Source organism: Paenibacillus sp. FSL R7-0345 (assembly GCF_038595055.1).
Taxonomy (GTDB): Bacteria; Bacillota; Bacilli; order Paenibacillales; family Paenibacillaceae; genus Paenibacillus_AQ.
The window spans coordinates 5,609,968-5,624,176 of sequence record NZ_CP152002.1; the positions used below are offsets into that span (position 1 = coordinate 5,609,968).

At 31.3% G+C, this 14,209-nt stretch carries 13 protein-coding genes; all 13 read right to left on the reverse strand.

The annotated features are described in order from the left end of the window. Positions 1-13 precede the first annotated feature (13 nt). Positions 14-1,234, reverse strand: a complete 1,221-nt coding sequence (locus NST84_RS24170) for a nucleotide sugar dehydrogenase (protein ID WP_342562647.1) — start codon at positions 1,232-1,234, stop codon at positions 14-16. An 11-nt stretch (positions 1,235-1,245) separates the two neighbouring features. Then, entirely contained in the window at positions 1,246-2,391 is a 1,146-nt protein-coding gene (locus tag NST84_RS24175; RefSeq protein WP_342562648.1) for an acyltransferase, read from the reverse strand. A gap of 19 nt (positions 2,392-2,410) precedes the next feature. Further along, positions 2,411-3,673, reverse strand: coding sequence for an oligosaccharide flippase family protein (locus NST84_RS24180; RefSeq protein ID WP_342562649.1), 1,263 nt, complete (start codon positions 3,671-3,673; stop codon positions 2,411-2,413). Positions 3,674-3,694: 21 nt separating this feature from the next. After that, positions 3,695-4,957 carry a glycosyltransferase gene (locus NST84_RS24185; protein WP_342562650.1) on the reverse strand — a complete coding sequence of 421 codons (1,263 nt, stop codon included), beginning with the start codon at positions 4,955-4,957 and terminating at the stop codon, positions 3,695-3,697. 48 nt (positions 4,958-5,005) lie between these two features. Next, positions 5,006-6,436, reverse strand: a complete 1,431-nt coding sequence (locus NST84_RS24190) for an O-antigen polysaccharide polymerase Wzy family protein (RefSeq protein ID WP_342562651.1) — start codon at positions 6,434-6,436, stop codon at positions 5,006-5,008. A gap of 16 nt (positions 6,437-6,452) precedes the next feature. Next, complete coding sequence (locus tag NST84_RS24195; RefSeq protein WP_342562652.1) at positions 6,453-7,583, reverse strand: glycosyltransferase; 1,131 nt, start codon at positions 7,581-7,583, stop codon at positions 6,453-6,455. Positions 7,584-7,700: 117 nt separating this feature from the next. Next, a complete protein-coding gene (locus tag NST84_RS24200) occupies positions 7,701-8,792 on the reverse strand; it encodes a glycosyltransferase family 1 protein (protein WP_342562653.1) in 1,092 nt (363 codons plus the stop codon). Further along, complete coding sequence (locus tag NST84_RS24205) at positions 8,792-9,940, reverse strand: glycosyltransferase (RefSeq protein ID WP_342562654.1); 1,149 nt, start codon at positions 9,938-9,940, stop codon at positions 8,792-8,794. The genes NST84_RS24200 and NST84_RS24205 overlap by 1 nt, the downstream gene beginning before the upstream one ends. Beyond that, positions 9,941-10,867: a transketolase C-terminal domain-containing protein gene (locus NST84_RS24210; protein ID WP_342562655.1), complete on the reverse strand. Its 927-nt coding sequence runs from the start codon at positions 10,865-10,867 to the stop codon at positions 9,941-9,943. Further along, complete coding sequence (locus tag NST84_RS24215; RefSeq protein WP_342562656.1) at positions 10,864-11,676, reverse strand: transketolase; 813 nt, start codon at positions 11,674-11,676, stop codon at positions 10,864-10,866. Before NST84_RS24215 ends, NST84_RS24210 begins: the two co-directional genes overlap by 4 nt. Next, positions 11,673-12,416: a sugar transferase gene (locus NST84_RS24220; RefSeq protein ID WP_342562657.1), complete on the reverse strand. Its 744-nt coding sequence runs from the start codon at positions 12,414-12,416 to the stop codon at positions 11,673-11,675. The genes NST84_RS24215 and NST84_RS24220 overlap by 4 nt, the downstream gene beginning before the upstream one ends. Before the next feature lie 11 nt (positions 12,417-12,427). Beyond that, positions 12,428-13,186 (reverse strand): SDR family oxidoreductase, encoded by a 759-nt coding sequence (locus NST84_RS24225; protein ID WP_342562658.1) that lies wholly within the window; start codon positions 13,184-13,186, stop codon positions 12,428-12,430. A 22-nt stretch (positions 13,187-13,208) separates the two neighbouring features. Continuing rightward, on the reverse strand, positions 13,209-14,207 hold the full coding sequence (locus tag NST84_RS24230) for a copper amine oxidase N-terminal domain-containing protein (RefSeq protein ID WP_342566513.1): 999 nt from the start codon (positions 14,205-14,207) through the stop codon (positions 13,209-13,211). Positions 14,208-14,209 lie beyond the last annotated feature (2 nt).

Genomic DNA, 14,209 nt, shown 5'->3' on the forward strand with positions numbered 1-14,209 from the left:
CTCCTTCTCTACTTTATAATTTATAGCTTTTGTTAAAAGAACAGATATTTTTAGTATCCAATATTAGCTTTCCTTCAATTAAATCCATGTTTTCTTTAATATGTGTATGAGAAACCATTATAACAAGGACTTCTATTTCATTTAAAAAATCTTCAAAATTCATAAATTGATGATCGACAACCCTTGATTTCACCATTGGATCAAAAACTTTAATTCCATAAGCAAGATGTTCTGCCATATTTTCTAATAATTGAAGTGTTGGACTTTCCCTAGTATCTTCGACATCCTCTTTATATGTTAGCCCATATAAACCAACTTTTGAAATATCTTTAATATTGTGCTCTCTCATGATGTCCCTAATTCTTCCTAGAACATGTTTTGGCATAGAGTCATTTATTTTTCTTGCAGCTAATATCAAATTTGTCAAATCAGGATAATCGCCCACTAAAAACCATGGGTCAACTGATATGCAATGACCTCCGACTCCCGGACCTGGTTGTAAGATATTCACTCTAGGATGCATGTTCGCAATTCGTATTATTTCATATACGTCCATTTTATCTGTACGACATATTTTAGTTAACTCGTTTGCGAATGCAATGTTAATGTCTCTAAATGTATTTTCAACAACCTTTGTCATTTCAGCAGTTCTAATATCAGTAATAATAATCTCCGCATCACAGAAAGAACTATAAATCTGTTTCACTCTCTCCCCAATAGACTTAGTATCAGCTCCAATAGTACGAGAATTAAACTTAAGTTCATGTATCATATTCCCAGGAATGATTCTCTCTGGTGCATGTACTAAGTGAATATCTTTCCCAGTTTCTAATCCAAACGCTTGAATCAGTGGTCTAACATGCTTATCAATTGTGCCAGGTGAGATTGTAGACTCAATTACAATTATCGCTCCATCAAAACAAACCTCCAAAATTCTATTTACTGCAGATATAACATAGTTTGCATCTATTTTCTTACTCGCTTTATCATATGGAGTCGGAACAGCAACAATATAGATATCAGTACTAATATATTCTGTAGTAAACAATACTCCGTTTTCATTTGCTTTAATAAATAATTTATCTAGCCCATCTTCCTCAAATGTAGTCATCCCTGAATTAAGGGTATCAACTAATTCACGATCATAATCTGTCCCAGTCACACTCACTCCATTTGCTGCCAAAATCAATGCTGTAGGCAAACCAATATAACCCAAACCAATAATATTAATCATAAATGTTCCTCCTAAATTTTTAACCTGCTATGCTTGTTGTTTTTTCGATACAGATCATATTTCTCTTTAAGCTTAATCCTTATAAATTCAAATAATAAAGCAACAATAAAAGTAATTACTACCACTAGAAAGATTATAATGACTGATGGCAGATATTCTGGATAATATAAAAAATTCTCATCAGATAATATAACTTTATAAACTATTGATAGAATAACACTATGAAAAACATACATTCCAAAAGTCATTTTCCCTATAACGTTAACAATAGTATTTTTAATTTTTAAAGATGAGAAAAAATAAAACAAATAAATTGATGACATTAAAACAAATACATTATTATATTTAAATATAGCTTCGTATAGATTATAAGTTCTAGTAATCTCAGAACGATTTAATAAACTACTTAATATATTTATAGGAGTAAAATTAAATGAGTATGCTAAACTAAAACTTGCTATGAATAAAGAACAAATTATATATTTAATAAAAGCATATTTAATTACGACCTTGTTTTTCCTAAAATATGCTCCAATTAAATATAATGGTATAAAGATAAAAAAATTATAAAATCCAAGTTCAGTAAATGATGGACCACTGTAGAAATATGTGACTTTCAGTCCAAAAAAGTCAGATATAGAAGATATAAGTACAATTGGCAAAAGGCAAATAAATATTAGATTCAATAGTTTTTTACTTTCCAAATTTCTAATTATTAGGTTTAAATATGGAGTAGCCAGAAGTAATAATATATATGATGCTATGTACCACAAGTGAAAAAAAACCCCTCCAAGCGTTGGGATATATAGTAGTGATAAGAGGAGTGATTTGATTAATCCGTAACCATTTTCATTCAAACTAATTATTGAGTAAAAAAATAAAACAGGCAGAAAAAATAGAATTGGTTGCAACAATTTATTCGTACTTTTTTTAATGTTAATTACTTTATCGCATAAAAAATACCCTGAGATAATAATAAAAATGTTAACTGCTGGTCTAGCGAAAGAATATATCAAATAAGTAACACCAAGATTAATATTACTTATTTCTCCAAGTTTAATTTTTCCTAATGGAGTGGCATGAATTAAAATCACAAGAAAAACCAAGAAAATCCTAAGTAATTCTATACTAGAGTTTTTTTCATTAATATTATTCATCCCCTTCCTCTTATCAAATTTATTTTGATCGAGTCCAATTTAACAAGTATATAGTGCTAATTGCAGAATTCAATATTATCACCGTTAATGTCGCAACTGCCGCACCTGTTATCCCATAGTTTTTAATCATATATATATCTAAAATAATGTTGATACCTCCCATTACTAGGCTTAGATAAAAATTAAAATTCACTTTTCTAATCATAACTATTATATTACCTGTAATAATTCTAAAGGTACCCGAAAAAAAATAACCTATTGCTAATAATCTAAATGCCAATAAGGAATCAGAATATTGCTCACCAAATATTGTATATATAATAAAAGGAGCACAGATAAACAAAAAACCAGATACAACCACATTGAATAGCCCTAAATACTTTAAAATATCACAGTAATTCTTCCTAATCCATTTTTTATCTTGATTACGACTAGCAAAATAGGGGTATATGTAAACAGCTATAGAATACGGTATAAAGTTCAAGGCAAATGGAATTAAAGTTGCAGTTTTATAAGTGGCAATAAGATTAGTATCTCCGATAAACACACCTATCAAAAACACATCAATAATATATAGTAGTTGCGATATGCCATTATTAAAGGTAGCTATTAAAGAAAATTTCAAAAACCTTGTTTTTTCAATTTTCTTTAAATTATATTTACTATTTTTTAGTTTTGATATAACCTTAGATAATTTCAACCCCATTAAGATTGTAATAGAATACGCAAAATAATTAAAACAGACTATTCCGTATACCTTTAAAATATAGGCTCCTAAAATTGTAAAACTAAATACCAATATAGTATTGGTTGTATTTAAAATCGCAAATGCTTTATTATTTGCATTTGCCCTATGGTATATTTGAATTGATTCAAGAATAAACGCAGCCATAGGTATGCCTGACATTAACAATAGGAGTACATTAGCATTTTTAATAGAAGGCTCAAATAAGAAAGAATATAATACTATTGCTACAGTTAAAATAATATTAAAAACAATTCCAATCCATGTTCCGAAACGGAAATACGCATCACCTACTTCTGGCTTATCTTTAAAATTTTCACTACCGAATTGCATCATGCCTGTATTAGTGCCCATTCCATTTACAAGCAAAAACATTGACATAATATTTAAAGCATAGCTATATAAACCATATTCGCTTTTACTCAGTAATCTCACAAGGATAATTCCACTAGAAAACGAAATGATTTTATTTAGAACATTTGAACCAAATACTAAAAAAAAACCAGATGTTTTTAATTTTTTTATAATAATATTCATTGTATTCATTATACTCCAATGCTATAAATTACATATTGTATTATAGAATTCATAATATTTTTTCTCCGCATTGCATTCACTTTCCCAAAACTGTCTTGTGCTAATTCTTAACTCTTCATACTCTTGTTCACTTAAATTATTTAAAAACTTAATCTTTGTTGCTAAACTCTCAGAGCTAAAATCCTTATCAATTAAATAACCAGTGACTCCAGTTATTACAATTTCTTTTGTCCCACCCACATTAGTAGCAATAGCAGGAATACCAAAAGATAACGCCTCCATAATTGAAACTGGAACTCCCTCCATTTCACTTACATTAAGAAATAAATTGTAATCATTATTTTTGTAATCTTTGATGATTTCGGAATTTGGCTTAGCACCTTCAAATGAAAAGCTTATATTATGTTTTAAAGAAAGTTTTTCATTAGAAAGTGCCCTTAAACCTTCAAGTAAAATACCATCCCCATAATGTTTCCAAATGATTTCAAATTCATCTATTAGATTAAGTGCTTCAATTATTTTGTGTACACGTTTAACCTCCACTAAGTTTGAACAAGATATAATTTTTAATGGCAGTCTGCTTAGCCTATTTTGATTAAAACCATTGTCTATAGTTCCCAATCTAGAATAAGCCACATTCATTGAAAAATCATTGTACTTCTGATCAATATATTTCTTACCATCCTCAGAAATCGCAAATATCGCATCTTCATTTTCTAATATATACTTTCTTAAAGGTATATAATTAGAGTCATGTCTAAATTCATATAAATCATATCCATGACATCTAGTAATAGCCTTGCTACCTGGAAAACTTTCCTTTAACTTCAGGGCTATATAAGCATGAATATGCATCCAATAGGAATAAAATATAATTGATTCGCTGCTATACTTTTTATTAAGAACCTTCTTTATTTCGCTGACTTTAATATCTCCTGTTACTACAAAGCTTAATAGTTCTTTTAGCTTAGTAATTGTAAAGCTACCCTTTTTAATCATTAATAATATTTCTTTTATTAATGTTAGATTAAACATACCTTTTAAACATTTATATACTAACTTTAAAGCAGATAATGTACGAATTGAATCTTCTAATCGGATAACATTAATATTAACATTATGAAATATAGAGTTTCTTAATACGGGAGGAATATCATCATGACATGGAATAATTACGACTTCTGAAAATTTATTAAATATTACTTGTTCACTTTCTATGAATGCTTCCTTATTACCATATGGGAACTCACTAGTCAACATTATTAAGACCTTTTCATCTTCCATGTTCACACTCCTCTACTATTAAATTATCAGCCATTATATAGTTAAGATTCATCTAATAAATTGAACTTTTCTTTTTAAAGAAAACAAACTAACTAAATATACCAATGCTATAATTGTAATATTCGATAAACTAAGAGCTTCAGTTATAAAAGCAAAGGCTGTAAATCTCGGAGTATACAAAAACCATCTAAGCATACTTAAAGCCAGTGCAAATAGAATGACTTTATTTTTATTAATATTTGATATGCAAGCAGATATAATACCGTAAAAAACGCTTATAATGATGACTCCAAAATAATTAAAATCAGTGTAAACCTCAGCCAAAAAACTGCTCCCCATACCTACGCCTTGTAAATAATTATAAGGTGTCACATAGTAGCTTATTGTTGCAGCAAAATTATTTGATTGCTGGGCTAACTCAATAGTATTATCTTTAAATGTTTGAAAGTTGAAAAAGAACTCAGAAAAAAGATTATTCTTCAAGTAATCTGTAATAGCAAACAAGCTGTAGTATCTCTCTTTTGAAAAAATAAAATCAACAGAATCAGCATAACCAATTAATTTAACACTTCCACCCGTTTGTTCAAAAAAACCAAAAAAAGCATCAAAAAAAGAACTAAAAGTATTTTCAGTTCCAGATCTTATGGACTGATATATTGCAAAATAAGACATAAGAAATGGCAATCCTATAACCGTGAGTAGAAATTCTTTTTTTCCAAACCAAATTTCTCCGTTAAGATTATTCCTCATTAGCGAATATATAATTATAATTAATAAAACTAAAGCTAAATGATTTCTTTGCCCATAACCTATGGCCAGTACACCATAAAATATATATAGGAGCAAAGGTATCCTAGATTCTTTTTTAGTAGGCAGCGTTGCAAGAAAAAGAAATAAACAAATTTCAGTCATATTCCCAGCCCTTCGGATTATAGAAGGAATTTGAGACTGAAAATCTGTATAGTAAGATAAATAACCCATTTTTTGCACAAAAATTACCTTTTCAATAATAGAAAAAATAAAAGGAGCATATAATAAATAATATAGGTTTCGACTAATTGAACGAATATTTCCCTTCAAAAGCACATGGAATTTATCTGAAACACCAAAATTATCAACCTTTTTTAAGAGACTTTTTTTAAAAACAACATTTTCAATTACGTATTGTCCTAAAAATACAAATAACAAAGATAGATATATTGTGAAAACTATATGATAATTTACTTGTATCGAGAATTCTGAATTTAATGCTTCTCCTCTAAAGTAGTTAGGCACCAGTCCTCCTATTAGAAAAATATACATTGTACATTGAAACCCTAAAAATACATTTCTCATTCTTAGGTTTTCTAAAGAAAAAACAATATTATGAATTAATAGTAGAAGAATAGACATGAATAGTATCTTATAAGAATTTAAATAAACACCAAATAAAGCGGTGATTAATGAAATTAAAAATAATAACAATCTCGCTAAAATCAATATTTCTTCCTTCCTTCTACTCAAATATTTTTTTCATTTGGATTATCCAATCATAATTTTCTTTTGCAAATTGGTACATTTCACTTTGATAGTCGGGTATATTCTGAATTCGAGCCCAAAATGCATTCACATCTCTAATATTAAGGGGGGCTTCGTTTGACTCTATTTGAAATGCAAATTGAATTTTTTTGTTTAAAGCTACCTCTTCATACCCATAAACAAATGGAAAGGCTTGTGCACAGTATTCTTTTGTTTTGAGTGTAGATGCTATTTTCAACCCAAGTCGATGCATTCCCAGAGATGCCATTGCGATGTGCGATTTTTTATACACTTCTTTCAATTCATTTCCTTGAAGATTACCTGTGAACTTCACCTTTTCTTTTATATTTAATTGCATGGATAGTTTCTCCAAATCTTCTTTTGCCTCTCCATTACCAACTATAATAAATTCAACATCAGGTTCGTTAATAGTTTTATATTTATAATATTCTGCTATTCCTTTTATCACTCTATCATAACCATGCCAAATCGAAAGATTTGCCACCCCAATTAGAACAACTTCTTCGGCACTAAATTCTTTTTTCGGCAAAATTTCATATTCAGATATATTAACACCATTTTCTATAGTAATAGTAGGCGCTCCCCATATACTTTCAACAGGTGAAAATGTTATTATTTTATCTAAGAATTTCGCGCACATTTTTCTTGCTATTATATGAATAGAATACGCTACCGAACAAGTAACAAAATCTTTAAATTTTCTTTTTAAAAAGGAATCTTTTAATCTTTTAGTCATTTCACCAACAATCGGATAAGTAGGAACTTCTAAGTAAGTAATGATTCCTTGTGTTTTGAGAGCTTTAATCATTAAGTACATTGCTATATCTATTGATCCAGGAAATCTAATATAAACCATCTGATATCCATCTCGAATAATTTTAGGGGCTACTATTTTGTAAATAGAATATCGATATTTGGTTATTCCTCTTTTCAACTCAATTATATTTTTAACATTCCCCACTTGAATAACGAGTCCACTTTCATTACAGTAAGCAACATCGACTTGATGTCCTAATTCTCTCATTGCTTGAACTTGACTATATACTTTCTTTTTGACTCCCAAATAAGGTGTATTATCTAAATTCATATATATAAGATATAGTATTTTCATTATTACGCTCCTGAATCCAATATTTAAATATTTATGATAAATATTAGTACGAACGATTTTACGGAGTAAGACATCCTCACTGAAACTTCTTTTTTACGACAAATAAAATTTCTCTATCCATTCAGTATTATTTTTAACATCAAATTTTGTTTTTCTTATTTCTTTATATTTACCAGTACGTTTATTATCAAAATTCAGTGCTTTAATAATTTCATTAACCCACAATTGAGACGAAGATTCCAAGGATAACCTAACAACTAAATCCGTAATAACGGCTTCATTAGAGATAGTATCAGATATTATACATGGTAAGCCCGATGCCTGAGCTTCAATCAATGTAAAAGGTAATCCTTCATACAGCGATGGAAACAAGAATACATCCATTATTTGAAACAAATCAGAAACATCATCTCGAATTCCGGTGAACAAAATATACTTTTTTATATTGAGCATTTCAGCTTCTTTTTCTATCTTACTTTTAAGTGGTCCATCTCCTACCAATAAAAGCACAAACCTTTCACTATTTCTTACCATCTCTTTAAAAATTCGTAAAACAAAAATATGATTTTTTTGATTCACAAATCTACCTACATGTCCCACAATAATTTTACCGTCTAAGCCCATTTGTTTTTTAATATTTGTTCTTTTATTAATATCGTATTCAAAGGTCTTCGCATCTATAGCGTTATTAATAATCATGGATTTTTCTTTTCCAAACATCCATTTTCCAGCTTCTAAAGAACATGCAAATCTATCAGTAATAATCTTATTAATAAATAATCTATTAATTAAATGTATAAATCTACTGATTCTATTAACTGACTTTGTATTGTGTGAATGAAGAACAATTTTATTAAATTTATTAATTCTTGCGAATAATAGTGGTATTATATAGACCAGTGAATTAGCATGAACATGCATTATTCGATAATCACTATTATTTTTAAAAAACTTAATTAAATCTTTAAAATTATTGAATGGTTGTCTAGGAAAAGGTGCTGTGAAAAATATTTTCCCTCCAAGTTTCTTTACTTCCGAAGAATAAACATCTCCATTTTGATTCCGTATTAAGAAGTCGAATTGGATATTATTGCGGTCTATATTTCTGTAAATATTCATTATAAAAGTTTCAGCACCGCCACTTTTCAAACCGTCAATAACATGAAGTATTCTTACTGGTTTCATCAATCCGTTCTCCCATTAGTCATTACTGAATTATAAATATTTTTAAAAATATGTTTAACATTACTTATATCGAAAGAATTAGCAACTTTAGCATTATTTTTCCCAATTTTTTTCCTTAATGCTTCATTTCCGGCTAGCAAGTCCATAGCTTTTGCAAAACCATCAGTATCTTGAGGATCTAAACAGAACCCAGTTTCAGCATTTTTAGTATAATCTCTTATACCATTAACATATGAAGAAATCAGTGGTAAACTAGCAGACATACCTTCAAGAGCTGCAATCCCTAAACCTTCTCTTTTAGAAGGAAATACATATATATCCGAAATATTACATAATTCCGCAATATCTTTTCTATAGCCTAGAAAAAAAACCCTATCTAATATATTTAGTTTTTTGCATAGATCCTTTAAATATCTTTCTAACTCGCCTTCTCCACATATGACATAAATAAGTTTCTTATTTTTTGTCTTAGATAAAGCCCGAATTGCAACTTCATGGTTTTTCCTTTCGCCAAGCTCACCTACACTAAATAATATTATTGACTTACTTGATACTCCAATCTCAGCGCATTTTTCTTCTCTGTTAGCATTAACATTTGAAAAAGCCTTAGTATCTAATCCTATACCGGGTATATAAAAGACTTCCTTAGCATTAAATTTTTGTGCTCTTCCGTAATCCTCTTTATTAATTGTTACGATTGCGTCAGTTATAAATGACATTATCCTTTCAATCGGATAAAACAAAATCCAACTGCTTATTGGTCCGCCTTTAAAAAAATGAAACCCGTGGGCTGTATAAATAACTTTTAGACCTTTCTTTCTTCTACCTCTAGCAGCTAGTCTTGTTGTAATACCCATTACAGGTTCATTGGTTGAAATCAGATCATAATTTCCTTCATTAATCAATTTTTTAAGTTGTAAATACCCTCTAATATTCCTAAATTTAAATGGACTTCGATTTAAATCCACATATTTAATAGGTATTAAGTATTTCCCATCCAATTTACTTTTTAAAAGCTCATCATAACCTTTAAGATTTGTACAAACAAGTTCAACTATGTTCCCGTCATCAATTAAACTTTTTATATGAGGAACTAAAAAATGATATGCCATTGCATTAGTTGAAGTAATGAGAATTTTTTTTCCCATTTATACTTCACCTAAACTTTCTATTACTTTTTGTGTAATTGCCATTGCGCTCATCCCATAAACTTCTCTTAAATATTTCTGTGAACCGACTATGCTAGAATACTTATCGTCAATGCCAATTCTTAAGACTCTTGATTTAACAGAATGACTCTCTGCAATCACTTCAGAAATAGCACTGCCAAATCCTCCTACAATATTATGTTCTTCGACAGTAACTATTAAATCAAATCTTTTAGAACAATTCACTATGGTTTCTCTATCAATGGGTTTGACGGTTGGAAATGTGTATAATTCGGGATTATATCCCTTTTTATTCAACATTTCACTTGCTTCAATAACTTCATCAAAAATCGCACCAGTTGAAAATATTGCTATGCGATTACCTTTATTAATATTAATTGCTTTACCAATTTGAAATTTGTTAATATTCTCATGAATTTGTTTTTCTCCACCTCTACCAAGCCTTAAATAACAAGTTCCAGGTTGATTATAAATAGCTTTAGTAGCTTCTTCTGCTTCAGTCAAATCACCAGGTGCCAATACTGTAACATCAGGTAGAGCTCTCATAATAGATAAATCTTCTGTAGCATGGTGGCTCATTCCTAAAGAACCATAAACAAAACCACCTCCAACACAAACAACTTTTACGTTGGCATTATGATAAGCACAATCATTTCTTATTTGCTCAAGACATCTAAGGGTCGGAAAATTACCAATTGAATATGTGAACACTATTTTCCCTTCTCTTGCCATGCCTGCTGCAATTCCTGTCATGTTTTGTTCGGCAATTCCAGCATTAGTAAATTGTTCAGGGAGTTCCTCCCAATATGGTTTAAGAACGCCAAACCCTAAATCTCCTGTAATCAGGTGTACATTTCTATCTTTTTTTGCAATTTCAATTAGTGTTTTGACAAAAGTGTCTCTCATATTTTATTATTCTCCAATTCTGCAACAGCGGCATCATACTCTTCTCCCTGAGGTGATCTATAATGCCAAAGTATATTATTTTCCATAAAAGAGATCCCTTTACCTTTTATTGTATTCGCAATTATAACAGTTGGATTTTCAACAGAATTATTAGCTATTTTGAATGCATTTTTTAGCTCTTTATGATTATGTCCATCAATCTCGATAACATCCCAACCAAACGCTCTCCATTTTTCAGGAAAGGGTTCTAGCGCTATCGTATTTTCACAAAAATCTAAACTTTGCATTTTATTATGGTCTATAATAGCAATCAAATTATTTAACTTATAATGATGTGCAAACATAGCTGCTTCCCATATTGATCCCTCATTACATTCACCATCACCACAAATCACATAAACCTTGTGTTTTTTTGAATCTTTCTTTGCAGCAAGTGCCATTCCACTAGCTACTGATAATCCATGCCCCAGTGATCCTGTTGAAAACTCTACACCTGGAATACCTTTATGAGATACATGACCAGAGAGTCTACTACCATCAGCATAATGGGTTTTTAGCTCTTCAACATTAAAAAAGCCCTTTTCAGCAAGGGCTGCGTAAATAGATGCACCTGCGTGTCCTTTACTTAGAATAATTCTGTCTCTGTCCAACATTAGTGGATTATCAGAATCAACATGAGCTATATCGTTATACAGGACCGCCACTATATCTGCTACTGATAGGATAGCACCGATGTGAGAACCTTTAGATATACTAGTCATTTCAATACCATGGCGTTTAATTTTCCATGCAAGTTGTTCGCTCGTCATGCTGAATATCCCCCTATTGAACTTTTCTCACTTTTTTGTATATTATCACAAACATCTTTACCAATTAGTTTCTGTTCATCAGTTGAAACTCTTAAGTGTTCCACTTGAAATTTGTTAACCAAGAAACTCAATTCTTTAGGAAGCCTTCTAGTACGAGTAAATACTTTATAAACAGTGTAGATAATTATTTTAAAATCTCCAAAAAACGAGTTATTATCTCTATAATATAATTGCAATTCAAGTTTTAATGGTCGTATCAATTTTAGATACGCTTCATCTGGATCTTCAGCTTTGGTAAAACTCTCAAACTGTTCGAAATTAGTCAGTGATGCCCAATCTGTAATTCCTGGCTTTAAGTCGAGTATTTTTTTTTCATTCTCGGTATACATATCAACATAATACTGTAATTCTGGTCTTGGTCCTACGAAACTCATATCGCCCAACAATACATTTATCAGTTGAGGTAATTCATCAATTTTCGTTTTTCTTAAAAAATGACCTATAGATGTAATTCTAGTGTCATTCTCACCTACATTCCACTTACCATTTCCTTCAGCATCTTTAATCATAGAGCGAAATTTATAGATTTTAAATGTTTTCCCAAACTGCCCTACTCGTGTTCCTCTAAAAAATACACCACCCGGTGATGTAAAAAATACAATAGCAGCAAATAATAAAAAAAACGGAGAAACAATTATCAGTCCTAATAAACTGAATGTGATATCAAATAAGCGTTTCAAAATTTCTCCTCCTACATGTTAGCTCCGTCTACAGGAATAAGTGCTGTTTGCATAAATGACGCTTGTTCACTCGCCATAAACAATACAACATCAGCAACTTCTTTAACAGTACCGAATCGTCCAGCTGCCTGATGGTGCTTTAGAAAATCCTCACATCTAGCTGGATCAGTTTGCGTATAATTATCCCAATAACTCCCCGGAAATGCCACTGCACCAGGCATAACAGCAGTCATAACAATCCCTTTGGAAGCTAGTTCACGTCCAACAGTTGTTACATATGCATTTAAAAACTCTTTAGAGGATGCATATAACGGATTTCCTCTAAGCATCTTGGCAGAAATTGAAGAAATATGTACAACTCTTCCCCACTCTTTTTCTAACATAGGGGGTATTAATATATTATTCATATCAATAGCAATTCCCGCATTAAATTTCCATGCATAATGCCATTCTTCCAATGTTCCAAGAGCGTTCCTACTTACTAGAGATCCACCAACATTATGAATCACAATATCAAATGTCCCACGTTCTTCCAGAATTTTCTTAGCAAGCATATTGGCATCATCATTCATTAGATCAGAGACATAATATTTATTATTTTGATTATTAATCACAGATATTTCCTCATGTAAGTTAACTAAAAGCTCCTTACTACGTGCAATCGTAGTAACTATAGCCCCCTCTTCAGCGAAAGCTACTGCAATTCCACGTCCAATACCTTTACTCGCCCCTACAATAAGTACATTTTTATCTTTTATTCCTAAATCCATCACGAACCTCCAAAATAAAAATTCAAGAACCCATTTCTTCAGCTACTTTCCTTGCACTTTCTAAATCAGCTTCAAATGCCGCTCTATATTGATTAATAATATCTGTACTGAAACCATTAGCAGTCAATTGATTCTCAGCATCAGCAACAATATTATTGAAACTAGCAGTAAATGAAGCTAACTGCTGTTTACCTTGAGTTAAAATACTTGCCTTACTTGTATCATCTGTAGCAGTAAAATATTGAAATGCAAGACTGGTCAAAGTAGACTGACTCTGAGCTTTTAATGCAGAGAGCTTAGCTTCAGTCGCGCTGGTAATTTGCTCATATGTTACTGTCCCAGTTCCAGCAGATCCGCCACCAGCTGATGGTGCACTCGTTGGTGCTGGAGTCGTTGTTGCTGAAGGACTCGTACCTCCTGTTGTGCCACTTCCAGTTGAACCGTTATTCTGCTCCTGATAACCGGCAGAGGTTGCTGTAATGGTCTTCGTCTTCTGATCCCAGGAAATCTTATTACCTACAGATTCAGAAAGAAACCGAAGTGGAACATATAAGGAACCATTCAATATAAAGCTAGACTGGCCTGCTGGAACTGCCTTCGCTGACCCATTGAAAACATAGCTTGCCTTCACTTTACTAAGAACAATATTCTTTGCAGCTGCTGCTGAAGAATTTGTACTTCCAGCATTCATAAGGTATTCCTTAATAACAACCAGCTCGGAGCTGCTTGGCTCAGCCACAGTAACTTTCAAGTTTTTGGCATCCCAGCTTACACTCTTCTGCAAGGCATAGGAGACGAATCTAATTGGAACATATGTTGAATTGTTGTATATGAAGACATGCTGACCTGTTGGGGGCTGTATGCTTACTCCGTCAAAGACCATTTTGACATCCATACTCTGCACCTTGATAGAATCTGTAACTGCTACTGCAGCCGCAGATGCCGACAACGGCGCTGAAGCCGTTAAAGGCGCTGAACCTATAAGTACAAACAGCAATAATGCAGCTGCCGGGAATTTCATTC

Bases quoted from the DNA above. Each gene is read 5' to 3' on its own strand.
- NST84_RS24170 (WP_342562647.1), bottom strand. From the start codon at position 1,234: ATGATTAATATTATTGGTTTGGGTTATATTGGTTTGCCTACAGCATTG.
- NST84_RS24175 (WP_342562648.1), bottom strand. From the start codon at position 2,391: ATGAATAATATTAATGAAAAAAACTCTAGTATAGAATTACTTAGGATT.
- NST84_RS24180 (WP_342562649.1), bottom strand. From the start codon at position 3,673: ATGAATATTATTATAAAAAAATTAAAAACATCTGGTTTTTTTTTAGTA.
- NST84_RS24185 (WP_342562650.1), bottom strand. From the start codon at position 4,957: ATGGAAGATGAAAAGGTCTTAATAATGTTGACTAGTGAGTTCCCATAT.
- NST84_RS24195 (WP_342562652.1), bottom strand. From the start codon at position 7,583: ATGAATTTAGATAATACACCTTATTTGGGAGTCAAAAAGAAAGTATAT.
- NST84_RS24200 (WP_342562653.1), bottom strand. From the start codon at position 8,792: ATGAAACCAGTAAGAATACTTCATGTTATTGACGGTTTGAAAAGTGGC.
- NST84_RS24205 (WP_342562654.1), bottom strand. From the start codon at position 9,940: ATGGGAAAAAAAATTCTCATTACTTCAACTAATGCAATGGCATATCAT.
- NST84_RS24210 (WP_342562655.1), bottom strand. From the start codon at position 10,867: ATGAGAGACACTTTTGTCAAAACACTAATTGAAATTGCAAAAAAAGAT.
- NST84_RS24215 (WP_342562656.1), bottom strand. From the start codon at position 11,676: ATGACGAGCGAACAACTTGCATGGAAAATTAAACGCCATGGTATTGAA.
- NST84_RS24225 (WP_342562658.1), bottom strand. From the start codon at position 13,186: ATGGATTTAGGAATAAAAGATAAAAATGTACTTATTGTAGGGGCGAGT.
- NST84_RS24230 (WP_342566513.1), bottom strand. From the start codon at position 14,207: ATGAAATTCCCGGCAGCTGCATTATTGCTGTTTGTACTTATAGGTTCA.